This is a genomic window from Paenibacillus sp. H1-7 (assembly GCF_022354825.1).
In the GTDB taxonomy this organism is placed as follows: Bacteria; Bacillota; Bacilli; order Paenibacillales; family NBRC-103111; genus Paenibacillus_S.
This window is the reverse complement of sequence record NZ_CP031168.1, coordinates 3923627-3950154: the sequence shown is the minus strand read 5'-3', so window position 1 is coordinate 3950154 and position 26528 is coordinate 3923627. Positions and strand designations below refer to the sequence as shown.

At 51.1% G+C, this 26528-nt stretch carries 25 protein-coding genes; 4 read left to right on the top strand and 21 right to left on the bottom strand.

From position 1 onward, the window contains the following. Positions 1–104: 104 nt before the first annotated feature. The 5 genes from DVH26_RS17460 to DVH26_RS17440 all read right to left on the bottom strand — a co-directional run bounded on the left by DVH26_RS17460 (position 105) and on the right by DVH26_RS17440 (position 4500). Positions 105–959, bottom strand: coding sequence for an alpha/beta hydrolase (locus DVH26_RS17460; RefSeq protein WP_239635040.1), 855 nt, complete (start codon positions 957–959; stop codon positions 105–107). 239 nt (positions 960–1198) lie between these two features. Then, complete coding sequence (locus DVH26_RS17455) at positions 1199–1456, bottom strand: HPr family phosphocarrier protein (RefSeq protein ID WP_239635039.1); 258 nt, start codon at positions 1454–1456, stop codon at positions 1199–1201. Between the two features lie 188 nt (positions 1457–1644). Then, on the bottom strand, positions 1645–3087 hold the full coding sequence (locus tag DVH26_RS17450; protein WP_239635038.1) for a nicotinate phosphoribosyltransferase: 1443 nt from the start codon (positions 3085–3087) through the stop codon (positions 1645–1647). Positions 3088–3157: 70 nt separating this feature from the next. Further along, positions 3158–3691, bottom strand: coding sequence for a cysteine hydrolase family protein (locus tag DVH26_RS17445; protein ID WP_239635037.1), 534 nt, complete (start codon positions 3689–3691; stop codon positions 3158–3160). A 38-nt stretch (positions 3692–3729) separates the two neighbouring features. Then, positions 3730–4500, bottom strand: a complete 771-nt coding sequence (locus DVH26_RS17440; protein ID WP_239635036.1) for an NUDIX domain-containing protein — start codon at positions 4498–4500, stop codon at positions 3730–3732. Between the two features lie 169 nt (positions 4501–4669). On the opposite strand from DVH26_RS17440, the gene DVH26_RS17435 reads away from it, so the two are divergent. Beyond that, a complete protein-coding gene (locus DVH26_RS17435) occupies positions 4670–5536 on the top strand; it encodes an AraC family transcriptional regulator (protein WP_379451923.1) in 867 nt (288 codons plus the stop codon). A 105-nt stretch (positions 5537–5641) separates the two neighbouring features. Here DVH26_RS17435 and DVH26_RS17430 read toward each other — a convergent pair whose 3' ends face one another. The 5 genes from DVH26_RS17430 to DVH26_RS17410 all read right to left on the bottom strand — a co-directional run bounded on the left by DVH26_RS17430 (position 5642) and on the right by DVH26_RS17410 (position 12629). Continuing rightward, positions 5642–7168 (bottom strand): glycoside hydrolase family 43 protein, encoded by a 1527-nt coding sequence (locus tag DVH26_RS17430; RefSeq protein WP_239635035.1) that lies wholly within the window; start codon positions 7166–7168, stop codon positions 5642–5644. A gap of 14 nt (positions 7169–7182) precedes the next feature. Then, complete coding sequence (locus tag DVH26_RS17425) at positions 7183–8316, bottom strand: hypothetical protein (protein ID WP_239635034.1); 1134 nt, start codon at positions 8314–8316, stop codon at positions 7183–7185. A 23-nt stretch (positions 8317–8339) separates the two neighbouring features. Next, a complete protein-coding gene (locus DVH26_RS17420; RefSeq protein ID WP_239635033.1) occupies positions 8340–9902 on the bottom strand; it encodes a glycoside hydrolase family 43 protein in 1563 nt (520 codons plus the stop codon). A gap of 432 nt (positions 9903–10334) precedes the next feature. Next, positions 10335–11417: a VanZ family protein gene (locus DVH26_RS17415; protein WP_239635032.1), complete on the bottom strand. Its 1083-nt coding sequence runs from the start codon at positions 11415–11417 to the stop codon at positions 10335–10337. A 177-nt stretch (positions 11418–11594) separates the two neighbouring features. Continuing rightward, positions 11595–12629: a glycoside hydrolase family protein gene (locus DVH26_RS17410; protein ID WP_239635031.1), complete on the bottom strand. Its 1035-nt coding sequence runs from the start codon at positions 12627–12629 to the stop codon at positions 11595–11597. 234 nt (positions 12630–12863) lie between these two features. Between DVH26_RS17410 and DVH26_RS17405 the strand changes: the two genes are divergently transcribed. Next, a complete protein-coding gene (locus DVH26_RS17405; protein ID WP_239635030.1) occupies positions 12864–13727 on the top strand; it encodes a helix-turn-helix domain-containing protein in 864 nt (287 codons plus the stop codon). Between the two features lie 102 nt (positions 13728–13829). On the opposite strand, the gene DVH26_RS17400 is transcribed toward DVH26_RS17405, so the two are convergent. From DVH26_RS17400 to DVH26_RS17375, 6 genes are all read right to left on the bottom strand, one after another. After that, entirely contained in the window at positions 13830–14624 is a 795-nt protein-coding gene (locus DVH26_RS17400) for an ABC transporter ATP-binding protein (protein ID WP_239635029.1), read from the bottom strand. Positions 14625–14629: 5 nt separating this feature from the next. Next, a complete protein-coding gene (locus DVH26_RS17395) occupies positions 14630–15508 on the bottom strand; it encodes an ABC transporter permease (protein ID WP_239635028.1) in 879 nt (292 codons plus the stop codon). A gap of 72 nt (positions 15509–15580) precedes the next feature. Continuing rightward, complete coding sequence (locus DVH26_RS17390) at positions 15581–16627, bottom strand: ABC transporter substrate-binding protein (RefSeq protein WP_239635027.1); 1047 nt, start codon at positions 16625–16627, stop codon at positions 15581–15583. A 190-nt stretch (positions 16628–16817) separates the two neighbouring features. Then, positions 16818–17513, bottom strand: coding sequence for a hypothetical protein (locus tag DVH26_RS17385; RefSeq protein WP_239635026.1), 696 nt, complete (start codon positions 17511–17513; stop codon positions 16818–16820). Between the two features lie 34 nt (positions 17514–17547). Next, on the bottom strand, positions 17548–18030 hold the full coding sequence (locus DVH26_RS17380; RefSeq protein WP_239635025.1) for a DinB family protein: 483 nt from the start codon (positions 18028–18030) through the stop codon (positions 17548–17550). A gap of 130 nt (positions 18031–18160) precedes the next feature. Next, on the bottom strand, positions 18161–19990 hold the full coding sequence (locus tag DVH26_RS17375; protein ID WP_239635024.1) for a 2-oxoacid:acceptor oxidoreductase subunit alpha: 1830 nt from the start codon (positions 19988–19990) through the stop codon (positions 18161–18163). A gap of 253 nt (positions 19991–20243) precedes the next feature. On the opposite strand from DVH26_RS17375, the gene DVH26_RS17370 reads away from it, so the two are divergent. Next, positions 20244–21347, top strand: a complete 1104-nt coding sequence (locus tag DVH26_RS17370) for a LacI family DNA-binding transcriptional regulator (RefSeq protein ID WP_239635023.1) — start codon at positions 20244–20246, stop codon at positions 21345–21347. Positions 21348–21556: 209 nt separating this feature from the next. Here DVH26_RS17370 and aac(2')-IIb read toward each other — a convergent pair whose 3' ends face one another. Together aac(2')-IIb and DVH26_RS17360 are read right to left on the bottom strand one after the other, a co-directional pair. Beyond that, complete coding sequence (gene aac(2')-IIb / locus DVH26_RS17365; protein WP_239635022.1) at positions 21557–22279, bottom strand: kasugamycin N-acetyltransferase AAC(2')-IIb; 723 nt, start codon at positions 22277–22279, stop codon at positions 21557–21559. A 49-nt stretch (positions 22280–22328) separates the two neighbouring features. Beyond that, on the bottom strand, positions 22329–23279 hold the full coding sequence (locus tag DVH26_RS17360; protein WP_239635021.1) for a helix-turn-helix transcriptional regulator: 951 nt from the start codon (positions 23277–23279) through the stop codon (positions 22329–22331). Between the two features lie 99 nt (positions 23280–23378). Here DVH26_RS17360 and DVH26_RS17355 point away from each other — a divergent pair, with 99 nt between their 5' ends. Beyond that, positions 23379–24590, top strand: a complete 1212-nt coding sequence (locus tag DVH26_RS17355; protein WP_239635020.1) for an MFS transporter — start codon at positions 23379–23381, stop codon at positions 24588–24590. 209 nt (positions 24591–24799) lie between these two features. Here the strand turns inward: DVH26_RS17355 and DVH26_RS17350 are convergent, their stop codons facing one another. From DVH26_RS17350 to DVH26_RS17340, 3 genes are all read right to left on the bottom strand, one after another. Next, a complete protein-coding gene (locus DVH26_RS17350; protein ID WP_239635405.1) occupies positions 24800–25681 on the bottom strand; it encodes a GNAT family N-acetyltransferase in 882 nt (293 codons plus the stop codon). 65 nt (positions 25682–25746) lie between these two features. Beyond that, the gene (locus DVH26_RS17345) at positions 25747–26076 is read right to left on the bottom strand and encodes a hypothetical protein (protein WP_239635019.1); all 330 of its coding nucleotides are present in this window, start codon (positions 26074–26076) and stop codon (positions 25747–25749) included. A gap of 32 nt (positions 26077–26108) precedes the next feature. Beyond that, entirely contained in the window at positions 26109–26444 is a 336-nt protein-coding gene (locus DVH26_RS17340) for a nitrile hydratase subunit alpha (RefSeq protein WP_239635018.1), read from the bottom strand. Between the last annotated feature and the right edge of the window lie 84 nt (positions 26445–26528).

Sequence of the window (26528 nt, the reverse complement as noted above, 5' to 3'; positions counted from 1 at the left end):
TGTCAAAGTTGGACTTTTTTCTCATTATAACAAACCGACTAGCGGTTTGTAAATGGGCAAACAAAAAAACATAGGAGCCCTATGCCTGTCTGTCTAATGATCTGTTATTTTAAATGCGCTGCCAGGAAATCGACCATAACAGGCCTCAAATCGAACGCCGATGATGCCTTCGTCCCCGCTTTCTCCACGTCGTCAACAGATACATATTGCTGCACTTCGGCGATGTGCTGCAGCTGGTCGGCAAAGGATGCCGATAAGGTGATCGAATTCGTCTCGTTGGCTTGACCATGAACAATGAACATCGCAGGGATCCCAGCCGCAATGGATTCAAGTGCATGATTCTCAACTGACTGCTCCCCTTTCTCTCCGCTGTACGGGTAAGGAACCCCCGTGAAACCCTCCCCCCACGAGAGCAAGTCGGGAATACCGTACAAATTCATGATGCACCGAACACCGAAGCCATGTTCAACAGAAGCGTCGGCTGCATCGTGAGGATGCCCGTCATAATTGGCGGTCAGCGCGGATAGCAAAGCAACATGACCTTCCGTCGAGCCGGCAATGACGCCGATTTTGCCCGGGTTGATGCCATATTCAGGAGCATGCTTTCGAGCGTATTGGACGGCCGCCTTCAGATCAAATAAATTCGTCGGCCAGCCGGGAATCGTAAGCTCTTCATTCCATACTTCGCCGCTGTAGTGAACTGCGGCGATATCTGCAACCATGACAATGTAACCGTGTGCAAGCAGCTTGTTGGCGATGCGGGCTTCCCGGTCCCACCCTCGTCTTCCCGCAGCCCAGCCTTCACCCGGGACTACGATAACGCAGGGCAATAGAGATTGATCCGCACAAGCCGGCATATAAACGTCCATCTGCTCTTTTCTGTCCGTACCAAGGTAAGGAACGCCTCTTGCAACCGTAAAGCGAACGCAATCAAAGCACTCGGTCACCATGCAGCTCATCGGCATTTCTCCTTTGCGTATCCACATTTTTAACTAATTGTAGTCATTTGTAGCGACAATGGAATTGAGAAACTTAAGGTCGACTTGTGTTTTTTTTAGGTTAACAAGCAATAAAACCTGAAAAAACAACAGAACCCCCAGCAATGCATGGGATGATCCGATTAAACAAAAAAGACCGCACCATCTGATCCCGGCGGTCCCGCACTTGTAAACTCTATTCTCTCTTAAAGCGCGAAGCGTCAATGCTTTTCCAGCAAGCTGCTCATCGCTTCAATAGCTTCTTCTTCATCGCTGCCTTTCGTTTGAATCGTAATGATCGTACCTTGACGAATCGGAAGAAGCATCATACCGAGAATGCTCTTGGCATCCAGCTGTATGTTTTCTTTCTCAAACTTAATTCTGATATCCGAGCTGAAATGGCTGGCCTTTTGGACGATTAACTGCAAATATTCCGGCTGAAAATCGGTAGCAATAGTAATTTCGTGCACCCTCATCATGATTCCTCCGATCCTCACTTATAATCGAATCCATCTGCTCCCCGCACGACGAATTTGATGTCATTATACTATAAAACTAGCGTATTAGTAAGCGTTATCAACACATTTATTTTTTATTTCTATCAAACAGCAAAAAGCCCGAAATACCAGGCGCTTGGCGGCTTCCTGGTACTTCGGCCCGCTGTGGGTCATAGGGTATGCTCGTGGATAAGATCCATCTTCAGCTGATATGCTCTGGGGCTTAAGTTCACCGGGAAGATGGCGGGATTCAGCTTGCGCAAATATTCCGGCCAAAACTGAATTAGCTGCTTTTTATGGTGCGCCCGAATCTGCTCCAGCTCCGGCAGCTCGTATACTTGCACTCCGTTCTCGAAGATGGGAGTCAAGAGACGCTGCACCTCATAATTCTCGACATACTTGTAAATGTAAGGATGCACTTTATCAAACAGCTTCAGCTTCTCACCACGCTGAACATCCGTCTCGTCAAACAACGCCACATAGTCGGCGATAGCCTTGCCGGTATCCCGGTTAATAATCCGGTACACTTCTTTTTTACCGGGAGTCGATACTTTCTCCGGATTGCCTGAAATTTTGATGACGGGCTCGAGCTCCCCATCCTTTTCACGGGCTACCAGCTTATAGACGCCACCCAGCGCCGGCTGATCCGCCGCGGTAATGAGCTGTGTGCCGACACCCCAGCTGTCAATCTGCGCGCCCTGCGCCTTCAGGTTGAACATAATGTTCTCATCCAGATCGTTCGACGCTACGATGGCCACATAAGGCAAACCCGCGTCGTCCAGCATCGTTCTCGCCGTCTTGGACAAATACGCCAAATCGCCGCTGTCGAGGCGGATCGCCGCCATTTTCTTGCCTTGTCGCTCCAGCTCCTTGGCAACCTTGATGGCGTGAGGCACGCCGCTGCGCAGCGTGTCATAAGTATCGACGAGCAGCGTCACCTGATCGGGCAGCGCCGCCGCATACCGCTCGAACGCTTCCTCCTCCGAATCGTTCGCCTGCACCCAAGCGTGAGCATGCGTTCCTTTGCTCGGAATGCCGAACAGCATCCCCGCTCTCATGTTCGAGGTGGCGTCGAACCCGGCGATATAAGCCGCTCTGGCTCCCCAGATGGCAGCATCCGCCTCCTGGGCTCTTCTCGTGCCGAACTCCATCAACACGTCATCCGGCGCCACCTGGCGAATTCTCGAGGCTTTGGTAGCGATCAATGTCTGGAAATTCATAAAATTGAGCAGCGCCGTCTCCAACAGCTGCGCTTCAAAAATCGTCGATTCAACACGGATCAACGGTTCATCGGGAAACACGATCGTCCCCTCTTCCACACTGTACAGCGTACCGCTGAAACGGAACTTCGCGAGCAGCTCCAGGAACGCCGGGTCATAATGCTCCTCCTGTTCCCGCAAGTATGCCAGAACTTCCTCGTCAAACCGGATGCTTTTAATATAATCCACGATGCGCTGCAAGCCGGCGAACACCGCATAGCCGTTGCCGAACGGAAGCTTGCGGAAAAAGATCTCGAATACCGCCTTACGGTCAAGTGTTCCGTGAACCCAATGCGCATACATCATGTTGATCTGATATTTATCCGTATGAAGCGTCAAATTATCGTACGTCATGCTGATCCTCTCCATCTGCCAATTCCTTATTATTGTACATTGTTGCCTTGATCCGGCACATCTAAAACCATTACCGCAATGCGGCGCCGAGCGTATGCTCAAAATGATTTAGAGCCCACGTATGTCCGGCTTCATTGAAGCTAGCGACCGCATCTTGATGGACGACGATCGAAAACCCTTTATTATAGGCATCCACCGCCGTATGCAGCACGCATATGTCGGTGCATACGCCGACCAGATGGATCTCGTCAATGCGCCGCGCGCGAAGCTGCTGCTCCAGATCGGTCCCGCAAAACGCGCTGTACCTCGTTTTATCCATCCAATAGATCTTGTTCTTGTTCGCTTCATACACGCCTTTGAGCTTGCCGTACAGCTCTCTTCCTTCCGTTCCCCTGATATTGTGCGGCGGAAACAACCGCTGTTCGGGATGATACGGATCCGATTCGTCGTGCAAATCGACGGCCATGACGACATAATCCCCGTCTCGGACGAAGCTGTCGGTCAATTCGGCTATCCGGTCCTCGATATCGATGGCAGGCTGGCCGCAAGGCAGCTTGCCGGTAACAAAATCTACCGTATAATCAATCACAACAAGAGCTTTCATATCGAACCATCCTCTTTTCAATGGGAATAGGGATCAACTCAGCTGTAAATGGACAGCTTCGGTACGTAATCGGTAAAGCAGTACAGCTGTGCGGCGCGCTGCGAATATTTATTCGACATCAAAGGCTTGCCGTCAGCGTCCTTGACTTCCTCGATAATTCCTTTCCTGCTTTGGGTCGATGTGATTTTGCGAATGAAGTTTTTCTCCTCGAAATCGGGAACTACCGTCTGAATGACCTGATACAGCTCGCTCATCGTGAACCGCTTCGGCAGAAACTCCTTGGCGATCGTCGTAGTCAGCATCTTCTCCCGGACTTTCATCAGCGCGTCCTGCAGGATGATCCGATGATCGAATGCCAGCTCCATTTCGAGCGCCTCCTGGACGGAAAATAGCCTGACATCCGCGGCATCGTCGCTTGCATGGCGTTTCTCCAAATACGTTTCGTTCACGAGCGCGAAAAATGCGTGAGAAATGATCCAGCCGCGGGGATCGCGACCCGGTGTGCTGTACACATTAAGGTACTCGATATGGACATCGTCCACGCCGGTTTCCTCGGACAGCTCGCGTCTCGCGCTTTCATAGATCGTTTCCGTCTCCTGGGAAAAGCCTCCCGGAAGTGCCCATTGTCCTGCGAACGGCCATTGCTTGCGTTGGATTAACAGGACTTGCAGTTCACGCACGGGCAGCGATTTCTTAATGCCTTGCTTCGTTTGAGCCGTAATGGTAAAAATGACGATATCCGCAGGCGCGCCATCGGGCGTTCGGTATTTACGCGGGTTGTAGCTGGATTCGTTCTCTTGGGAAGACATGGGGTTCACCTGCCGAGCTATCAATATTGTCGTTTTGATATTATCATTATGACATGTTAATTTTGTTTGTCAAGCATCTTTTTCCTCATCCGGGCAAGAAAATTCCCTGAACCTATAAAATCGTTATGTGGTAATATGAAATAAGCTCATGCTTGAGGAGGAAGCTCGATTGTCAGATATTTTCGGCCCTAAATATTTCATCGAGAATGACTCTTTCTCGATCCAATACATGTATCGCAAAGGCTTCTCGACGATGTCGACACCGCATTTTCATCCGTTTTACGAGATTTATTATTTGCTCCAGGGAGAGCGCACGTACTTCATTAACGGTAATATTTTTACCGCGCGCCGAGGCGATATGATTCTTGTAAACCCTTACGACGTTCACCGGACGACAAGCACCGACGTGCAGGAGTTCGAGCGGATTCTGGTCAACTTCTCCGAGACGTTCGCACCGATTGAAGGCTCTCCCGGCGGCTCGCCCTTTCTGCCGTTTGTTCAAGGCTCCCGCCTGCTCCGCTTTTCCATCAAGGACCAGACGATCATTGAGCAAATGATGAGGGACATGCTTGCCGAGTGCGAGCAGCAGCAGGAAGGCTACGTTGATTACGTCAAGTCGGTAATGCGGCAGCTTCTGATCAAAATATACCGGGAGAGCACAAGCAGCCGGCAGGAGCCGCTGCAATACGCCCATCCGATGCATCAGAAAATTTCCGAAATTGCCACCTATTTGAACGGACACTTTCACGAGAACGTAACGCTGGAGCAGATTGCCAAACAATTTTACATAAGCACCTCGTACTTGAGCAGAGTGTTCAAGAAAGTAACGGGGTTTCATTTCCGCGAATATTTGCAGTTGATCCGTGTGAAGGACGCCCAGCGCCTGCTCAGGGAGACGAACGAGAAGGTGCTGATTATCGCCGAGAAAACAGGGTTCGAGCACGTTGCGCATTTCAACACGACGTTCAAGAAAGTGACCGGCATGACCCCGCTTCGATACCGCAAGCAAAATAAACAGCCGGGCAGCAGCTTGTAAAAGCATTCAATGGCAGGGATTATGGTTTTCCCGGTCTCATCATCCCATAGAAAAAAGCCGAGCCCTGGCGTCGATCGCCTGGTTCGGCTTATGGTGTATTGCGGATCAGCACTCATAGTGAAACCAATCGAAATCGGCAGCAGCCCTGCTCCCCGTCCCGGAGCTGGTCGCATAGATGCCAACCATCGTACCGGTGAACGCCTTTTTCTCCTGCGTCCCCTCATCGCTCAAGAACTGAGCGTCCTCTATCGTCCCCACGTACTCCCATACCCGATTATCGCGGCTGTAATAGAAGCTTCGGTTCTCACGGTTTACCAGCACCTTGAAGTACAGCTCCTTGCCGGCCCCAGCAGGAACGGCTTTTTCCTGCAAACACCTGCTTATGGATGCTCTTCTTTCGACCAGCCGGATCTTCAAGCCGTCATCGTACAGCAGACACAGCTTCACAAAGCACCGGGTATCGTAGTAGCACACAAGACCGGCCTGTTCGCCGTTCCTTTCCGGCTGAAACTCCATTTTCAAGCTAGCCATGTACCGGTGATGCCGTTCTCGCCGGACAATAACATTGCGCGAATCTATCGAATCGATATCTGCATCTCCCGTCCATAGCCGCAAATGGCCCGGCCTCTCAGTTAGCGACCATAAGCTGTCGTCAGGATTTCTGGCAAACTGCCAATGAAGCGGCAGCCGTTCGCCATTGAAGTCATCGGTGTCGATAGAAGGAAACAGCGTTTCCTCCAGCTCTGGCGCCTGTTGAACCATACTCGGCCCCTTGCCGTCATTCACCCGAAACCAGCCGTCTTCAGTCCACTGAACCGGATCAAGGCACGTTTCCCTTCCGAGCACGCAATAACTCCCGCCGATCGGCCGTCCAGCCAAGTAAACGATCCACCAATCCCCATGCTGCGTTTGCACCGGCTTGCCGTGACCGGCCCTCTGTATCGCCGCTGTCGGGTCGGATTGCGTCAGCACAGGATTGCCGGGGCAAGCTTCATAGGGGCCGGTAAGCGACTTGGAACGTGCCACGGAAACACAATGACCGTACTCGGTGCCGCCTTCGGCCAGAATGATGTAGTAATAGCCGTCCTTCTTCAACAGATGAGGCCCCTCCGGCGACGCTTTGCCGGTACCCGGCCATAGAAGCAGCGGATCACCGACGGCAGCGGTCATGTCCTCGTTCAGTCGCTGCAGCCTTGCCCCGCCCCCGCCGAACACCATATAGGCTGTTCCGTCATTATCGACGAAAAGGGAAGGATCCAGCCCCTCCTCATTGATGACCACCGGCTTAGAGTAGGGCCCCTCCGGTCTTTTGGAGGTCATCATAATATTTTGACGTCCCGATCCATGCAGACGAAGCGTGGCGAATATATAAAACGCGCCGTTATGGTAAGAAATATCCGGAGCCCATATTCCGTAGGAATCCGGCAAGTCCGTAAGCTTAATATAACTGGAATCATTAATCGCATGGCCGATTATTTCCCAGTTCACGAGATCCCGCGAATGCGAGATGATGATGGCCGGAAAAAATTGAAACGTCGAATTCACCATGTAATAGTCATCATTGACTCTCACTATGGATGGATCGGGATGAAATCCGGGCCGGATCGGATTGGAGTACGTTCTGTTGGTCATAGGTCTTCCTCTCCTCACTTTATCCGCTGTTGAATTTGATTCAGAAAAGTCCCTGTATACGCAGTTAACGGCCGATGCTCCAGACCCGCCAGCTTGCAGCTGTATTCACGAATCAGCAGCGATTGCGTCCCGGCGTTCATATCCCCCTCAACCTTACCTAGACCGATGGGAACCGGGACCGGCATGTAAGAGTAGACGGTTCCCTCTTTCACCTGTGCCACATTAGGAGCCGGCGGCGACTGGTGAATTTCTCTTGAAAATCCTCCGTCCGCACGCAGAAGCTTCCGCATATTGCTGACCGTTATGCTCAATATTTCGGCCAAATCCTGTGGTGAAATGTGCAGCTCATGACGGAAGGTACCGAGCAGATCGATCGGGTTGCGAATCCAGCACATATCGCTTGCTTCGTCCTCCCTCAAGGTTTGCTTAATCGTTTCATAGATACGATCCACATGCGGAACCGGCACGCCGAACGTAGAGTAAAAAGCATTCAGCTTAAACGTACCGGAAATGCGGATGTACCGGTTGCCTTCGCCCCATAGTCCGGTCTGCGTATCCTGGATAGAAGCAAAATAACGGGCACCGGCTTCGACGAACGCCTGCCGCTCCTTCTCTTCGAATTTGGCGATATGATGGTTTGGAGTTCCCATAAAGTCGCAGCCCCGCCAGCTGTTGCTCAGATCCACCGCTTTCAGCCATTCCACGTACGATTCCGGCGACCTCAAATAATCCGGACGCAAATGATTGTTGTGAGGCAGGGCGTATAGCGGCTGCGAATCCATCTTGCGAAGCGAGCCGGTGCTGTAGCCGAGAGCTCTCATCACCATGACTTCGTCCTTACGCATATTTTCGTTTTCATCATAAAAATAACCGGACGCCGGATCCTGCTTGTTTTGGAAAAAGAGTGCCAGCTTGCTCTTCACCGCAGGAGGAAGCTGCTCCAGCAAGCCCGATCGCTGCAGAATGGTTAATGCCTGTGCGGTCGATTCGATATCGGGGATAAAGTTCTCCATATCGAAGGAGCTTCTCGCGTAGTAGAATCCCCCGGAGACCGGGTCGTACTGACCCGCCAGCCAACCGTAAAATCCCGAAAACAATTCGTCCATTTCAGCTAATTGCTGTTCGATTTCCTGTTGTATCGCCGTCATATCCATTCACCCCTCGATTAGTTTCAAAGCGGGACATATTCGAACCAGTCAAAATCCGCCGCATGGCTGCTGTGCTCCCCTTGGCTGCTGGCATACATCCCCATATAAGCACCGATAAAGCCACCCGCAACATCTGAGCTCAGAAGCGTTCCGTCCGCACTCTCCACCAATGGCAGCCACTGCTCCGCCTCCGTAGCATAATAGAAGCTGTAGGCTTGTCCGATAGCCTCCACCTTCAAATACAGTTTCGATGCCGTCATCGGCAGAGAGGCCAGCACGGCTTCTTCTCCTGCTTTTCGCTGAATGAGGCTGAGCTTCGATCCTTCCTCGCTCCAGCCATACTCCATCCGGTATTGATAATCGGGATTTTGCAGAAGGACCAATCCTGCAGTTTCACCTTTGCTGCTTGGGGTAAATTCCATTACCGTTCTGGCGGCAAAATCCATATGCTGCTGACGGCGTCCTACGAAGCTCGGATTCACACTGTCCGTTATTCGCTCCGGCTTCAGCTTCAGCCTCAAATGGCCCGGGCGCTCGGACAAGGACCAGAACTCGCCTCTCGGAGTGCGGATGAAATTCCACTGCATTCCGAGCTCCGCCGAGTCGAAATGATCGCAGGCCGGAACCGATGCCCACCGCTTCTCCGGAAGCTCGGGACGGCGCATTTCCAGCTCCACGATTCCTTTACCGGGATTGACGACGGGCCAGCCTTTTTCCCATTCGAACGGCACCAGGAACGTCTCCCTGCCCAAATTGCGATAGTCCCCCCCATATGGTCGCGAAGCAAGGCATACCATCCACCACTCCCCGTTCGGAGTATCGACGATATCGGCATGACCGACATTGACGACCGGATAGCTTCTTCCCAAATGGCGATGGGTAAGAATCGGATTCATCTTGCAATTTTCATACGGGCCGGTGATCGTCTCGCTTCGGGCTATCGTCACCGAATGGGTGAAGCCTGTGCCGCCCTCGGCAATGATCAAGTAATACATGCCGTTGATTTTATATAAATGCGGGCCTTCCTGCGCATGAATTTGCTTCAATGCGCCGTCCCACAGACTGAATTTATCTCCAACCAGTTTGCCGTTCTCAACATCCAGCTCTTGCAGCCAAATTTCCATATGCTTCGGATACTGCTGGCCTGCCGGGGGCTGCCGATTGGCCATGACATAGGCTTTGCCGTCGTCATCGAAAAACAAGGAAGGATCGATCCCCGGTGCATCCGGAAGCCAGACCGGATCAGACCACGGTCCTGCAGGATCCTTGGCGGTAACATAAAAATTTCTCCGCGCGCCGGTAGCGCTTACGACGAACGTCGTAATCATGTAAAACGTTCCACGGTGATGCCGGATCGTGGCGGCGTATATTCCTTTGGATGTTGGGGTGCCGTCGAGATCAAGCTGCGAGGGACGATCCAGCACATGCCCGAGCTGCCGCCAGTTCACTAAATCTTTGCTGTGGAAAATAGGGACGCCCGGGAAATATTCAAATGAGGAGGTAACTAAGTAGTAGTCCTCCCCTACTCGGCAAATGGATGGATCCGGATAAAATCCGGGCAATATCGGGTTACGGAACGTGTTCATCTGAAGCTGTCTCCTTTATAGCGCAAATAATCATCAGCATGCTTGTCAAGCTGACATGCTCCCATTGTAGTTCAAGCAAATTCAAGATTCTATACGGATCAATGCTTTCTGCGCCTTATTATTTCATTTTCTTGTCATAGCTTCTACCGGTCTTATGTGAACAAAAAAAAAGCATCCGGAGAGATTCCGAATGCTTGAGATGGTTGTGAATGCCACGAGACACGAATTTGTTTGTATACGCCAGTGGGGTATGCCCCTCCAGCCGCTATTGAAACCTGTGATTTTGAATAGAATTAGCGGTATTCTCACAGGTTTCAAAGGCGGACGTAAACTCTTCCGAGGCATACTCCCGCCTTGCTAATAAACAAATTTCGAAGATTAGTCTTTCTCGACACCCGGAAGCATCCGGAGAGAGTCCGAACGCTTCTTACGTCACGATACAATATGCCGCGTGCCGCTTTTCGTTTCGTAGAACAGCCCCTTTTCCCGGTTATACAGCCGGTATGCCAGATGTCCTGTGAATAGGATGTCCACAGCCAACAAAGGGACTAAGATCATCCAGCCCAGGATGACGGAGTGAAGCTGTACAGCCGCATACAATCCCAGCGCATGAATTCCGCCCAGCAGGAAATACAGCAGCCCGTAGCGGACGATCAATTCGGTTAACCGGATCCGGTCTCCCCGTCCCGCCAGCCGGATTCGCACGATATACTTGCCCAGCGTAAACCCGTTCGTCATATAAGGCAAAATAATAAAATAGGCAACCACCAGCGCGGCAAAGTAAATCGGATTCCCGAAAAAGTACAGGAAGACAGCGAATGGAATCAATGTGACCCAATCGATCTGAAAAGCGATAAACCGGCGCACATAGCCTACCCGGATCAATGACAAATCGACTTTATCGTCCAGCTGGTCCATGCTCGGCAATACCTTGGAGAACAGCTTCATAAGCGCATACCCAAGCATACCCCCGATCGTATTCAGCATCAGATCGTCGATATCGAACAAACGGTACGGGCAGTCGTAAAATCCATAAAGCCCCGTATACTGCGTCCACTCGAAAAACAGCGATAATCCGAACGCAGCCGCGGTTGTCCACAGGAAGGAAAAGCGGAAATAATACCTGAGGAACATTCCGAGCGGGACAAGCAGCAAGACGTTAAACAATACCTGCAGCACAGCCCTTTCCTTGAACAGGACGGCATAAGTGGATGGATTATGGATATCTAGCGCCGTTTCTCTCCAAAAATCTTGGACGAATTGAAACGGAATCCACTGCGTAAACGTATTCCCGGATGCCGTGCACGTATGAGTAGTATCGGGAAGCGGCAAAATAACGAGATAATATGCGGTAATCAAATAAAGCAGCGCGGAATATACGACAAAGCCCCGAAACTTGTTCACATAACCGTACATCCGGTACTGGATAATAAGGAACGGAAGCGTAAACAGCAGTGCGGCAATAGGAAACGTCAGAAGCGCATAGCGTATGGGAAATAAGTAGGATTCAATCATTGGAAGCACCTGTCATCGATAGATTCGCTCAGTTGTAAGCTTCCCTAAGTTTACTCCGATCATCCTGATGATTGAACCGTCCCTAGGCTGGCCCTCTCCCCGACCTAAGTCTTGCAGATCATTAGGACTATAATGCAATAAATAAAAAAGCGGCCGACAAAGTCAGCCGCTTGCAGGTTATTCGCCAATCGGAATACACATATTCCAAGTTTGCGTAGCTTTTTGAAAGCCTCCGGGACCGTTCGCTACCGCACAGAACAAGTGCGTCGGCTTGCCGTCCTGGAACAGCAGAAACGGGCGCTCGAGACTCCCCATAGTCTGAACCGTGCCGTCTTCCCATGTAATGGTCCTGGAATAAGCCTTCGGCGCTTCACTGAACGCCCACTCCTTACCGTCTCTGGAGAAGGCGTGAACTCCGCCGTGCTTCTCCCCGCCGATGTTGCCTTCCATATCTTTGGCGATCAATTCATAGCCTTCGTCCGTTTTCCAAATGAACGGATCTTCGATATGAAATTGCTCCGGCGAGAACAACGGATCATCCGAGCTGCGTACATAAGGACCTGTAAAATGTTCTGCATGAGCCACGCCGATAGTCATTTTGCCATGTACATTGCCTTCGTATCTTCTTGCTTTGTACACTAGCAGTGCAGAGCCGTCCGGACTAACGCACGGAGCCGGATTCGAAGTCAGGAAGCTGTCGAATTTGCCCGGGCGCGTTGGCAGCAGCGGCGAATCCGAACGTTCCCAAGGCCCGAATACGCTCTTCGACGTTGCAAGCCCGACACGCTTGTTCGCACGGCCAACGATACATCTCGGATCGTCGAGACCGACCTGTTCTCCTTCAGCAGGCTCAGGAAGCGGATGCGTCGAGCCCATGTAATATAACAAATAGGTGTCTCCGCATTTCGTAATATGCGGGTTATGCGTGCTGCGTCCGTCCCAGAACTGTGCTCCTCTGGCAGGAAGCACAACCTCTTGGAACTCGTATGGACCTTCCGGCGTATCCGATACCGCACGCACTACTTCCGAAGCCATAATCCAGCCCGGATGCATGGGCAGCGATTGGCGCCAGCGGGAAGCGAACATATGAAAGCGGCCGTCCTCTCCTTTGACTACGGACCCGCACCACACCCAGTATCCTTCCATACGAAAACCGCCGTTCAATGGCGCCGGCTTCAGCTTTTGATGCAAATTCAAACCTGCAAGAGACATTCCTATTCTCTCCTTCTCTTCTATTATCGATGATTATAAATAGCTATGAGACTAGTACTCTTCCCCATTAAATCATATGCTGAAAGGCAGTACTAGAGAGAATTCCGATAGCTTTAAGCACAATATCAGTATTTTATTATTGCTGCATTCCTTGATTTTTCAGGATTCCCAAAGGTACAATAAGCAGGAATACGTAAAATTATACGCTTTCAAAATATCTCAGCGAGGACCGCTATGGACTGTTTAGAACTGCAAATACCGCCGCTGCCGCAATTTATGACGATCGGCCTGACCAAGCCGCCAACAGGCACCCACCATTACGAACGAAGCTTCTCATTATACGATCTGCTGATTGTAAAACAAGGCGCCTATTATATGACCGAGCAGGAGAAGGAGTATGAGCTGAAAGCAAACGATATTCTCGTGCTCGAGCCCCATCGCCGCCACTGGGGACATCAAGGAAGCAAAGAAGGTACCGAGCTGTATTACGTGCATTTCAAGCACTTCCTCCCGCTTCGCACCGTAACTGCGGACGAAATCCAATGGACGGCGGTATCGCCTTCACCGACTTACAGAGATTTAGAGCCCAGCAAACAAACCATGTACATTCCAAAGTCCGGTGCGATTGAGACGTCGGAGGTGTTCCCTTTGCTCGATCAGATGCTTCAGCTGAACAACCGCTTTTCCGTCGAAAATCAGCTGCCGCTGCAGACGCTTCTGTGCCAGTTTTTTGCACTTCTCCAGAAGCAGCTGCGGGCTCGTGTGTTTTCACCCGGCCAAAAGCTGAGCGAGCAAATCATCAACTATTTGTATGCGACCTCAGACCGGCCGTTTCGGCTTGATGACTTATCCAGACGATTTAATTTCCATATCGATTACTTGTCCAAATGCTTGAAGAAGCATACCGGAATGACGCCGCTGCAGTATGCCAACCGGATCAAGATGGAACAGGCCAAAGAGCTGCTGCATCACTCCGATCTGCCGTTAAAAGAAATCGTCACCAAGGTCGGCTTTACCGATTACAACTATTTCTTGCGCGTGTTTCGTCAGCATACCGGAATATCGCCTGCCAAATACCGTTCTGGCTATTTGCGTTAGCATTCATTGATGCATCAAGCGGCGCCGTCTCAGAGCCAGACAAAAAAAACGCATGTCCTGTCCAACAGGATCATGCGCTTTTCAATATGACTAACATGCGTGTTAACCCAATACAACCCGGTCGTCCACAAATTTCTCGCCGCGGATGCGTTCGAATTCCCGCAGCAGCCGTTCGACCGTTAACGTCTTCTTCTCTTCTTCCGGCACATCGAGAATAATTCTCCCTTTATCCATCATGATCAGCCGGTTGCCGAGGCGAATAGCTTGCTCCATATTATGTGTAACCATCAGCGTGGTTAAATTCATTTCTTGAACGATTTGCTGTGTCAATCGGGTGATCAGCTCCGCACGGGACGGGTCCAGCGCAGCGGTATGCTCGTCCAGCAGCAGGATGCGCGGCTCCGTAAACGTAGCCATCAGAAGGCTTAGCGCCTGCCGCTCCCCGCCAGACAGCAAGCCGACCTTCGCGTTCATGCGGCTCTCCAGATTCAAGCCAAGACGGCTCAGCTGCTCGGCGAACAGCACCCGCTTCTTGGAGTTCACACCGAAGCCCAAGCCGCGGGTTTTGTTGCGGGCATAAGCTATCGCCATATTTTCCTGAATGGTCATCGTCGGCGCCGTACCGGCCATAGGATCCTGGAACACACGGCCGATCCACTGGCTCCGCTTGTGCTCCGGAACGAATTGCACCTCTTTGCCTTCGATATGCACCGTTCCCGCGTCGGGAATCATGACACCGGAAATGATATTCATCAATGTCGATTTCCCGGCTCCGTTACTTCCGATCACGGTGACGAAGTCGCCTTCCTTCAGTTGCAGGTTAATGCCGGACAACGCCACTTTTTCATCCGGGGTTCCCGGGTTAAACAGCTTTGCTACCTTTTGCAGCTGCAGCATGATCGTTACTCTCCTCCCAGTTGGCTGGCTCGTTTCCGAATCAATGCCTTTTGCTTGAATTTCTTACGGATCATCGGTAATGCCAACGCGACAATAACGATTAATGCCGTCATAAGCTTCATATCTGTCGCCTCCAGGCCCACACGCAGCGCCAGCGCAACGATCAACCGGTATAGGATCGCGCCGAGAACGACCGAGAAGGTGGCCCAGATCACGGTACGGGCTCCGAACAACGCTTCGCCGATAATAACGGAAGCAAGCCCGATAACGATCATCCCTACACCCATCGTAATTTCGGCAAACGCCGAATATTGTGCGACGAGCGCTCCGGACAGTGCAACCAGACCGTTCGATAAGCTGACGCCGGTAATGATCGTATTGTCCGTGTTGACGCCGAAGCTGCGAATCATCCGCTGGTTGTCACCCGTGGCGCGAAGCGACAAGCCCATATCCGTGTGCAGGAACCAATCGAGAAGCAGCTTCACGATAATAATGACGAACGGCATGACATAGAGCACATTAATATCCGTCATCAGCGTCGTTTCACCGAGCAGCGGGATATTGGATTTGCCCATGATGCGGAGATTGATCGAATATAAGGCGATCATCATCAATATCCCTGCGAGCAGCGAGTTGATTTTGGCCTTCGTATGCAGCAATCCTGTGCAAGCCCCTGCAATAATTCCGCCTACAAAAGCGAACAAGGTTGCAAGCAGCGGCGACGAACCGCCTGCGATCATGACGGATGCGATGGCTCCGCCCGTCGTGAAGCTTCCGTCAACCGTCAAATCGGGGAAGTCCAATATCCGGAATGTAATGTACACACCGAGCGCCATAATGGCGTAAATTAAACCGAGTTCCACGGAACTCCAAAAAGCGTCCATGTATGCAGCCTCCAAAAAAGAATGAAGAGCGACCTTCCCAATTAAGCGAAGGTCACTCCAAATTTCCTAATATTATTTCGCAGCAGCGTTCAACAAGTTGTTTTTGTCTTGCATTTTGCTCTTCATGGAGTCTGTAATTTCGACCCCTTGCTGCTTAGCTGAATTTTGGTTGATGATCAGGTCCAGCTTATCAGGGAATGTAACCTTCATGTCGGCTGGCTTCGCACCGTTTTTCAAAATCTCAACAGCCATTTTGCCGGCTTGATAGCCGTGATCGTAATATTTGAAGCCGTAAGTCGCGATAGCGCCTTTTTCTACAGTGTCGCGGTCTGCGGAGAAGAAAGGAATCTTCTTATCATTGGCAACTTTAATGATAGATTCTACTGCGCTGATTACCGTGTTGTCCAAAGTTGTATAGAATGCGTCCACGCGTCCAACCAGAGACTCGGCAGCCTGCTTCACTTCGGAGCTGTTGGCAACCGCTGCCTTCACCACTTTAATATTGTGCTTGGCCAGTGCCGCTTCAGCTGTTTTCAGCATGACAACCGCGTTAGGCTCGCCTTCGTTAATAACAACCCCGACGTTCTTCACTTTCGGAAAATCGGAAGCGATAAAGTCCATCAGCTTGGTGATCGATTCAGGGTTCGTATCGGCAGCACCGGAAACGTTGCCGCCCGGCTTGTCCAACGATTTAACCAGCTTCGCGCCGACAGGATCCGTAATAGCCGCGAACAATACCGGCGTATCCTTCACATTTTGCACTACCGCTTGAGCGGACGGAGTTGCAATCGCCAGCACCAAATCCTTCTTATCCGATGCAAATTTTTGAGCAATGGTTAAATTTGTCGTAGAGTCGCCTTGCGCATTTTGATAATCGACCTGCAAATTATCTTTATCTACGAAGCCCCCATCTTTCAATGCCGCAAGAAATCCTTCCCGCGTTGCGTTCAAAGACGGGTGCTCCACGATTTGGGAAATTCCGATCTTAACGACTTTCTTATCCGGTGTACCGGCAGCACCACCGCTATTGGATGCGGTTCCAGTACCTTTCGATCCACAGCCGGCCGCGAAAATCAAAGGTACGGCAACGAGCAGCGATAAAATTTTTGCTGATTTCATAAATTGACCCCTCCTGTGTATAGTGAAAAAGCTTTAAAGCGCTAATGCTATATTATTACGGTTGGCCGACCCCGTCAATGATAAAGCACCTTTTTACATTTATTTACTTTCGATCAAATCGCAGCACATATGAAATACCGTCTTTTCCTATTATTTGCATAATGAATCCATTTCATTTCTTTTTACCCGTTCATCCTGGATCGGATTCCTTCTCTTCCTTATATTTCTTCAAATGAGGCAGCCTGAAGGTTCCTTGCTGGTTATCAACGGCGAGCATGACATCATTCGGCCAAAATGTCCCCAGAATCGCAGGATCTACGCTGCCCGCAAAATACAAGGACTGCACTACTTTACCGTTGTTCACAAATAAAATGGTGTAGTCCGTCTCGTTGCTGTTCAAAAAAGAGCTTCGCGTCCAAGTATAGCCCAGCTTGCCATTAACCTCGGATGGAGATACGTAGGGGCCGAAAACAATCAACCGATCCCAGTCAAAAGGCGCTACAGAAGCCATGGAGATCGGAGCTCCGTCGGTTCCGCCGCGCAATGCCTCCTTGAACCGTTTCGCAAGCTCCGCCTGCCGGAGTGGGTTCACTGCTTGTCTTTCATTCGCGGTCAGCTTGCTCACACTATATAGAACGGGAGTCAAAAAAAGCAGCAGACTGAGTCCTATGAAAGCACTTTTCATCCGCACGCTTCGAAAGCAGGAGCTGACGATGACCATCACCACCACCGCCAGCCCGAAAGGCAGAAGAATACCGGTAACACTTATCATACTGAACGAAGAATCGAATTCGTCGATAATCAGGTTCAACAGTTTATATCCATATAAATAGATTGCGGCTAATACGGCATAGATCAAGCTTGCGATGATTCGCTTTATTGTCATTTCCGTTCCTCTAAGCTTTGTAGGTATTGGCGTGCTAGTTACTGCGCAAATCGTTCAGGTAAAACGCGTAATCGCTCGAGACGCTTTTATGTCCTAGCTGTCTAAGCATCGTAGCTATGTTGCCGCGGTGGTAGGTTCCATGATTGACTACCGTCTGCACAATTTCCTGTATCGTATTGCTCATCTCTCTGCCCTTGCGGCTGCTAAATTGAATCGGCTGTGCCGGATCCGATGAATCCAGCACTATTTCGCGCGTCGTTTGATGCAGTGAAGCATACAGCACCTTCCATTCGTAAATCGACATATTGCCATCCAAGCTGGAATACGGAAATTTCGCACTTAGAACCGACCGCCAAAAATGCTCTCCGTTATAAACGTGCAGCAGCACGTCTCCGATACTCCGAAACCCTTCCGCAAATTCCGCAATCAATACGGTTTCAGGCAGCTTCTCCAAATGCTCGAGCAAGGTCTTATACGACCAAATATGGAACTCATAAAACTCTACCGCAGCATTCATATGGATTCCCTTCCTTCCTATGTAGGAGATATCGATTAAAAGAAAAGAGAGAGAACGGGTCTCTCTCTTGCTGTTACGTATATTTTACATGAATTGCATACATATGGAAACTACAACATCTCGGTCGCTTTCATCGTTTATGCCTCCCCTGCTTCCTTCGGTCGTTGAGCTCATCCCGTCTACCTTCGTTATAGATGCCGACACAGGCTGCTGTCAGTTCCGCCGGCATAAATACCGTTCCATCATATTTTACTATGGAATGGAGCCTGTCGTCGCTTCCGATTCCTATTCCGTAGTGAAGACGGATCAGCGAAGCTAATTGTCCCGTCGCATTATGCTCCACTACGAGTACCCGGGATGTTTGCGAGATGGAAACAGCTAACGCGTCCACCGGAAAAGGATGCAGCTGACGAACGACGATACGCTTCGTCTTTATGCCTAATGCCTCCATCCGTCCTCTCGCCTCGTCCATAACCCCTCTCGTCGAGCCCATGCCGATAAGGAGCACCTCCGGATCCTCGTAACCTCCATCCGAATCAATTGGATGCGTTATAGTAAAATCCTTCAGCTTCCGCATCCGTTTATCCATCATTCGCTTGCGGTTATCCGCGCTTTCCAATGCTCTCCCGAACGGATCGTGTTCGACCCCGGTCACATGATGAATACCTGATTTGGTGCCTGGCAGTATCCGGGAGGAGATGCCGTCAGCGGTAAGCTCATACCTGCGAAACGATTCACCTGAGTTCGCTTCCGCATCCGCTGCTCCTAGGGGCCGCCTGTCCCCATCGGAAAGCAATTTTCCCCGGTCTATGGATATGCGGCTGAAATCCAATCTGTCTGCACATTGCTTACCCATCGCCAGCTGCAGATCCGTCAATACGATAACCGGACATTGGTACCGTTCAGCGAGGTTGAACGCTTCCACCGTATCGTAAAAGCACTCCTCGACGGTGCTTGGCGCGAGGACAATTAGCGGAATTTCCCCATGAGTCCCGTGAATCGCCGCCATAACGTCGGATTGCTCTTGCTTCGTCGGTAGCCCGGTGCTCGGACCACCGCGCTGCGTGTCGAAAATGACTACTGGCGTTTCCGTCATGCCCGACAGACCGATTCCTTCCAGCATCAAAGAGAGGCCCGGTCCCGCCGAAGCGGTAAATGCTCGCACGCCGCCGTAATTCGCCCCTATCGCCATCGTAATAGCGGCAATTTCATCCTCCGTTTGAATCACGGTTCCGCCGAAACTTGGCACCTGCTTGATCATATACTCCATAATTTCCGTTGCCGGTGTTATGGGATAAGCCGCCATGAACCGGCAGCCTGCTGCGATCGCTCCAAGTCCGACGGCTTCATTTCCGATCATAAAAAGCTTCGGTTTACCGTCAGCGGGAGCCAGCTGCAGCTCGGGAAGCGAGCCTCCGGCCAGCCTCAATGCATAGTCGGCCCCAGCTTGTGCGGCCTGCTTGTTTTTGAGCACTACCGCTTCCCCTTTGTGAGCAAACTGCCGTTCGATAGCCTCGAAAAAAAGCTCCATCGGCAATCCTAGGAGCGCCCATGAGGCTCCCGATGCAGCCATGTTTTTGAACAATGCCGATCCGGCCTGTACCGCGATAGCGGTCATTGGAATGGGGAGCAGTCGTGCCGAGATGCCGTCGGGAAGCACAGGACCCCACTTCTCGTCCGCAATGACAATGCCCCCGGCATGGAGCTCCTGCGCATTCCGGTCAATCGTTTCCTGGTCAAGAGCGACCAGAATGTCCAGATCATCCGCTGTGGACCGCAGCGGCTTGGTGCTGATGCGGATTTTGTTATTCGCATGGCCCCCAAGTATACGAGATGAGACATGCCTATAGCTGTACAAGTAATATCCGAGCCGTGACAATGCCCGCGAAAAAACTTTATCCGTGCTCTCCATCCCTTCCCCTTGCTGGCCTCCCACTTTCCATGACAGCTGCTCTCTCATCCCATCGTCTCCCCTTTTCATTCAAGCCTCGTTTCATTTCCATTTTATGGAGAGAGATCTCAGCTGAACAGAACCGCTTTTCGATCAAACTAATCTCTTATCGGCATGAAATCAATAAAAATCATTCTATTATCAGCATCGCTGTGACCGTTTTATTTTCACTAACAAAACAACTGACACAGATGATACAATATATGTACATTCAATTAGATACAATAGTGCTACATCCTTCCATAGAAAGGTTGAAACAAACATGACATACGCCTATGAAAGAATTAAAGCGGATATTCGAAGCCGCGTGTTGAGCGGTACTTGGGGGCACGGCGTGAAGCTTCCATCCAGCCGTGACTTTGCCGCATATTATAGCTCCAGTGTCAATACCGTCGAAAAAGCCATCAAGGAACTGGTGGAAGAAGGCTTGCTGTCTCGCGACAGCCGCAGAGGTACTTATGCAGGGGAATTCATTGCCGCCGGCATGTCCAATCCCGAACGATCGGGGCTTATTGCCGCTACTGTAGTCGGTATTGAGAATCCCGTTTGGGCAAGCGCCCTAAGAGGAATGGACGACGAAGTGCATCAATACGGCTGCAGCCTGTTGTCGTCGAGCGATGATGGAAGCTTCGAGAAGCTGGAAACGACGATCAAGGGGCTTATCGCCAAACGGGTGGACGGTCTGATCATGTGCCCTATTTTGGAAAGCGGCCAGCAGCATGCCAACGCCCGGCTGCTCCGGCTCTTATCCGACAACGGCATCCATACCGTGCTCCTGGACCGATACGCTTACGATATGGACGTGCCCTATGTAACCAGCGATAACCAGATCGGCGCCTATAAGCTGACACGTCTTCTGTTGGACCACGGACACCGCAGCATCATGTTCGTCCGCAACTCCCATTTGCCCACGCTGAACGAGAGGTGGCTTGGATTCAAGCAAGCGCATATCGATACGGGTCTCGAAGCCCCTTCCGAGTTGGACGTGTTCATTCCGATGCAAATCGAAGATTTTAAACAAGGCTTCGAAGCACACTGCCCTTTTTTCGAACAAAAGCTGAAACAGCTGCAATGCTCCGCTGTGTTTTGCGCCAATGATCAGACAGCCGAGGCGGTCATGATCTGTCTGGAAAAGCTCGGCTACCGTATCCCGCAGCATATTTCTCTCGTTAGTTATGATACAGCCAACTTAAACTACCGGCTTCGCTGCGATGTAACCGGCATCAATCAGCCTTTCTACGAGATGGGCCGAACAGCCGCCAAACAATTGATGGGGATGATTCGCGGCGGTCAGCATCATGGAGTCATAGGCCATGTGTGCCAGTCCACTTTACATATGGGGTCCTCGATAAAACAATACAGTTGAATTACTATTTCTAGTATCACTTCATCTAATAATACAATAATCAAAATAATCATCATTACATGTGTTTTTCTTTATTTTTGCATCAACACAGATAATACAATACACCACTATTTTCCATGAAAAAATACCCCCAAAAAGAGGGAGTGACAGAGAGATCGCGATCCAGAAAAAGGGGAAGGGTTCCATCAACATCCTTTTCGTCTGCAAGGTTAATAAATGGTAAAATTGCTTCCATAGAAGGATAACGCTAATTTACCGGCCACGCTTCGGGATGCATGATTATCCCAAGAAGTGCTGTATAACGGGAGGCAGCCCGCTTGCCGTACTGCCATTGCCCATCCGGCGACAACTTCTTGGGCATATCCGTTACCGCGAAACCGCTCCACGGTCTCCAGCCCTGCTTCGTGTGCCTCGGATGTGATGCGGACGCTGCGGCATACCGAAACGACCGCTCCATCGAGAACAAGCGCCACACAAGGCTGCACGTAGTCGATCTCCTCTTCAAGCCATTGCAAATCGCCGAGCACATAATCCGCAATAGTCTCCCTGGTGAGACCTACCACCTGCATTGTCGGCTCAGCATAGGCAGGAATTAGAAAGCACGGTCCCATGGTGAATCGCTCCCCTTGAAGCAGGTTCATATAGTCCTCTAAATGCTTTGGTTTAGCCTCGATATCCGCCGCTATCCGTTCGTCAGAGCATAAACCTTCCAGCTGCTCGACGAGCTGCTCCGGAACATCGTGCCGAAATCGGCATAAAGCCGTCCCTTCTGTCGTCCGCCCCAAGAAAAAGCGAGGAGCCTCGGCCTCTCCGGGCCATGGCTCGTTAATCGCGCGAAGCCTCATGCTTTGGTCGTGCGTGAACAGCGCGTTCACATGAAGCTCCATCAGCTGCCGGGCTGTTGGGATAAGCTCTTTCTTATTCGTATTCATGCTTTTATTCCTCCAATGTTAAAGTAACGGTTCATATACTTATCTTAGCTTATTCGTATTTGGACATGATTTCCTTGAACAGCGTTTTCATGAATCCGATCAGCTCCGGGGGGCGCTCTACTGTCGCCTCAACACCCAAACCTATGAAGAACCGGGCGTAAAAGGCAAGATCATTCCGAGGAATGGGGCCCTCCAGCCAGCCGGTTCCGTCCTCCCGGATATTCAGCAGAGCTCCGAGCCATAATGCCGCCTCGCACATTTGAACGCCATGACGGCTCAGTTCTACGTAAAGCTCGGACGCCGACTCCTTCTCCGTCTGGAAGAACGACTCCCGGTTCCCCAGATGTACGTCCCGCAAATCCAACGGCTTCATACCTGACGTATCATTGGCCACCGAATGCATGCGATCGCAGCGAAAAATACGAAATCCTTGGCGAAGAAAGCAGTACGCCGGGCAAAACCACAAGCCGTTGTTGGCGTAAATTCCGATCGGCTGGATGCTCCGGCACGCCTCCTCCCCTTGCGACCCGTATTCGATGCGCAGCACCTTCTGTTGAACGGCCGCCTCAAGAAGAATGGACAGATAGGGGGATTCCTGCTGTCGGGTCGGCGTTACAAAATCCACGCGGTTTTTCATCTGATCAATACGATCTCTTACATCCCCAGACATATGCAAATAAAACTTATCTAATGCAGATGCGGATTCGGATTCAAAAGGCAGCGACGAATAATGCCGTAGTGCATAGACGGCAAAAAACATCGCAGCCGCCTCTTCTTCGGAAAAGGCGATAGGCGGCAGTATTCGTTCCTTCAATACCTGGTAACCGCCATGAGGACCTACCTCCGAATATAGCGGGACGCCCAGCTCGCTTAATTCCTGCAGGTCTCTAAGCATCGTTCTTGTAGATACGCCAAACTCCTGCGCAAGCTCCTTCACCGTAAATTTCCGTTTCCGGTTTACCGTCATCATCAGTTCCAGCAGACGCTTTGATTTGGACATGCCTAAGACTCCATTATTTTTATATTTATGACAACTGTTGTCACTATTATCTACTACAATGAGGTCAAGATCAAATTTTAAAAGAAAATGGTGAATACAATGAACAAATGGATCGTTTTGTTTTTTCTGATTATGTTCGTAATCGGTACGGACACGTTTTTGATTTCCCCGCTGATCCCGACATTGCAGCAAAGCTTCGCCGTCCCTACCGAGATGGCGGGATGGATGATGGGAGCCTACACCTTGGGCTCAGCTGTGTTCGCGTTGATCGCCGGTCCCTTATCCGATGGACTGGATCGTAAAAAGGTACTGCTCTACGGACTGACCTGCTTCGCCGTTTCCACCTTCTTGTGCGGCTTCGCCGTCGATTTCTGGACGATGTGCCTCTTCCGGTTTTTGGCGGGGGTCAGCGCTGCTTTTACCGCACCGCAAGTATGGGCCGCCATTCCGACGCTGTTCCCTCCCGCCAAAATCAGCAAAGCGCTGGGCGTAGCCTACGCAGGGCTCGCCATCTCTCAAGCGCTCGGCGTGCCGATCGGAAGCTTGCTTGCTGCAGGCAGCTGGTCCCTTCCCTTCTGGACTATCGGCATCTTTTCGCTGCTGCTGGCGGGTACCGTCTTGCTCATTGTGCCCAGCATGAAACCGCAAAGGCTGCAGCAGCCGCAGCAGGAGCGGCAAGGGGCTAAGCCTTCCATATTCAAAAGGTACGCCCCTCTGATGACAAGCGGCAAAGCTAGAGGCACCTTCCTCGCTTACTTTTTTGTACATTTAGGGAGCAGCGCGGCGTTCGCTTTTCTTGGAAAATGGATGTCGGACCGTTTCACGCTTTCGATCGATGAGACCGGCTATGTGATCATTTTCCTGGGGCTTGGTAATTTTCTCGGAAGTCTGCTCAGTCCATATGTGATAAAAGCGCTAAACCAGATTCGGACGATGACGGCGGGGATGCTCCTAATCATTGCGGCTTATATTGCCCTTCCTTATGCATCATCGGTATTTTTAGTCAAGGGCGTTTACTTTCTCATTTTCACCATTCTCGGCATCTTGTTCCCGCTAATGGTCGGTCTCTTGAATAGCTTAAACCCAACCATTCGGGGCACGATCTCAAGTCTGGCTACATCTACCATGAACGCGGCGACGACGTGCGGGGCTTGGGCGGCAGGCATGCTGTATGCGGCTTTCTCCGGCTATTCTGCCGTGGGGATTTTTACGGGAGTCTGCCTGGCATGCTCGCTGCTTGTATTTATCACCAGCGGGGCGCTATCTCCCTCTTCGAACCAAGCTGAGTCCAAAACCGAACCTGCCGCTTAAAGTCATGTTTCGGATTAAGCATGGAGTCCAGCCAATGTAGAATTGAAGCATTTTGTTTCTTTCGTCATAATCCAGTTAATGTGAGGATTGCTTTTTGCTTCAAAATGAAAAAAACGCGCCTCGGCGCGTTTTTTTAGTTAGTGGTGAATTCACATGAAATTCAGCATAAGTACGGCTGAGCAAGAGCTCGCTTCTGCTTAACGCCCCAGCTATAGGTCAAGAACCGCCCGCTTGTATTCTGTGACGACAGGCTGCATCGGCATAAGGAGTCTGTCCGCCACCTTCCGCATTCGCTCGTTTCTCGACAAGATCTGGATAACGAGATAAGTAGCATCGGATCTGCTCACCCTCTGTGCGGTTTGCGCTGCTAAGGCCAGACCTAACCCTTGATCGCGATAAGACTCGCGAATATATAAGGCCCGATACAGCAGCGTATCCTTCAGCTCCCTGTCAACGATCGACCATCCGACGATTTCATCGTCTATCTTCAGCACCAGACTGCAGCTGCAATCGATGGTGCTTTCAGCGTGAAGCGGTGCGAAGTAAGCATCGAAGTCCTTTTCCTGAAGTGAATTCATGGCCATCAATTCGTCCCGCTGCAGCTCATTCCACGGAATGACCCGGCAGCGTGCAGGCAGCTTGAATCTTTGAATCCATCGGCTGTCTCGGCCAACAGAGATGTCGCATCGGTAGTAGCGGCTGTATACTTCGGGCAGCTGCCAATCGGATTTGGCCAGCACCCTCTCCAGCGCCTTGTAATTGTTTAACGCATAATACTCGATGCACGCCTGCTTCCAACGATTTCGCTCAATAGACGCCCTGAGCTCCTTCATCAGAGCTGCACCGATGCCGAGATTGCGGAAACTCCCGCCCACGAAGATGGACAGCACTCTAGCGAGCTCGTCTTTAGTAGGCGGATGAACGAGGAGAAGACCGACAGGCTGGCCCATAAAGCTGGCCCCAAGCGCTATGTTCCGCTCGCCCGAGTCACTTCCAGCTTCCGGCTTGACCAACCAATCCTTGTAGGAGCGATACGTAAATTGCCGATAGGCTTCAGCAGTTTCAGGCGATAAAGCATTAATTTCAAGCACTGTCAAGCGCCCCCTCTCCTCAAAAAAAAGAAGCCGAAACGATCATCTCGGCTCCGCTTTCAGCATTATCTTTTCTTTGTTTTCTCAGGGTATGGAGGACCATAAAGGATAAACGCAGAGAAAGAAGTACCTCCTGCGACTTGCTCCAATTCCGATTCATCGAGCTCACGCTCTGCGTCGGATGAAGGTGCGTTGATCAGCGTCTTGGCTTGGAGTTCGCCATTCTCACCCTCAGAAATCTCGATTTCAACGCCTTCCGGCAATTCCAAGCCCGTCAACTCCTGTACCGCCCGCTTCGGATCGGCCAGAGCCAAAGCCCGAAATTGAGCATCCTCCGATGCCCGCTGCTTAAAAACCCCAAATTGCTCGTTAGCTTTCTCCAATGTCCAGCTCATTCGTTATCCCTCCATAAATGGGTGTAAATGATTTATCTTCTTTTCGGCGGAAACCCTGTCTTGACTGTCGAGTCGTACTGAATGAAGCTGGCAAAGGTTGTACCGCCTGCAACTTGCTCCAGCTCCGCTTCATCCAACTCTCGCTCTGCGTTGGAAGCCGGGTCGGTGAGCAGCGCCTTCGCCTGAAGCTCTCCGTTCGCGTCTTCCGTAATGACGATTTCGATCCCCTCCGGCAATTCGAGCCCGCCCAGCTCCTCGATCGCTTTCTTAGGATTGGCCAACGCCAACGCCCGGAATGTAGCGTCTGCCGCAGCACGCTGCTTGAAAAGCTCAAATTGCTCAGTTGCTTTTTCAAAAGTCCAACTCATTAAGTCCTGCCTCCTTCATCTCATTCAACGGCTATGACCTCATTATAGGGGGAATTTCGACAAAAATCCGTACCCCATTCGGGG

Coding starts and splice junctions, on each gene's coding strand:
- DVH26_RS17460 (WP_239635040.1), bottom strand. CDS start 959: ATGAGCTGCATGGTGACCGAGTGCTTTGATTGCGTTCGCTTTACGGTT.
- DVH26_RS17455 (WP_239635039.1), bottom strand. CDS start 1,456: ATGATGAGGGTGCACGAAATTACTATTGCTACCGATTTTCAGCCGGAA.
- DVH26_RS17450 (WP_239635038.1), bottom strand. CDS start 3,087: ATGACGTACGATAATTTGACGCTTCATACGGATAAATATCAGATCAAC.
- DVH26_RS17445 (WP_239635037.1), bottom strand. CDS start 3,691: ATGAAAGCTCTTGTTGTGATTGATTATACGGTAGATTTTGTTACCGGC.
- DVH26_RS17440 (WP_239635036.1), bottom strand. CDS start 4,500: ATGTCTTCCCAAGAGAACGAATCCAGCTACAACCCGCGTAAATACCGA.
- DVH26_RS17430 (WP_239635035.1), bottom strand. CDS start 7,168: ATGACCAACAGAACGTACTCCAATCCGATCCGGCCCGGATTTCATCCC.
- DVH26_RS17425 (WP_239635034.1), bottom strand. CDS start 8,316: ATGACGGCGATACAACAGGAAATCGAACAGCAATTAGCTGAAATGGAC.
- DVH26_RS17420 (WP_239635033.1), bottom strand. CDS start 9,902: ATGAACACGTTCCGTAACCCGATATTGCCCGGATTTTATCCGGATCCA.
- DVH26_RS17415 (WP_239635032.1), bottom strand. CDS start 11,417: ATGATTGAATCCTACTTATTTCCCATACGCTATGCGCTTCTGACGTTT.
- DVH26_RS17410 (WP_239635031.1), bottom strand. CDS start 12,629: ATGTCTCTTGCAGGTTTGAATTTGCATCAAAAGCTGAAGCCGGCGCCA.
- DVH26_RS17405 (WP_239635030.1), top strand. CDS start 12,864: ATGGACTGTTTAGAACTGCAAATACCGCCGCTGCCGCAATTTATGACG.
- DVH26_RS17400 (WP_239635029.1), bottom strand. CDS start 14,624: ATGCTGCAGCTGCAAAAGGTAGCAAAGCTGTTTAACCCGGGAACCCCG.
- DVH26_RS17395 (WP_239635028.1), bottom strand. CDS start 15,508: ATGGACGCTTTTTGGAGTTCCGTGGAACTCGGTTTAATTTACGCCATT.
- DVH26_RS17390 (WP_239635027.1), bottom strand. CDS start 16,627: ATGAAATCAGCAAAAATTTTATCGCTGCTCGTTGCCGTACCTTTGATT.
- DVH26_RS17385 (WP_239635026.1), bottom strand. CDS start 17,513: ATGACAATAAAGCGAATCATCGCAAGCTTGATCTATGCCGTATTAGCC.
- DVH26_RS17380 (WP_239635025.1), bottom strand. CDS start 18,030: ATGAATGCTGCGGTAGAGTTTTATGAGTTCCATATTTGGTCGTATAAG.
- DVH26_RS17375 (WP_239635024.1), bottom strand. CDS start 19,990: ATGAGAGAGCAGCTGTCATGGAAAGTGGGAGGCCAGCAAGGGGAAGGG.
- DVH26_RS17370 (WP_239635023.1), top strand. CDS start 20,244: ATGACATACGCCTATGAAAGAATTAAAGCGGATATTCGAAGCCGCGTG.
- DVH26_RS17360 (WP_239635021.1), bottom strand. CDS start 23,279: ATGTCCAAATCAAAGCGTCTGCTGGAACTGATGATGACGGTAAACCGG.
- DVH26_RS17355 (WP_239635020.1), top strand. CDS start 23,379: ATGAACAAATGGATCGTTTTGTTTTTTCTGATTATGTTCGTAATCGGT.
- DVH26_RS17345 (WP_239635019.1), bottom strand. CDS start 26,076: ATGAGCTGGACATTGGAGAAAGCTAACGAGCAATTTGGGGTTTTTAAG.
- DVH26_RS17340 (WP_239635018.1), bottom strand. CDS start 26,444: ATGAGTTGGACTTTTGAAAAAGCAACTGAGCAATTTGAGCTTTTCAAG.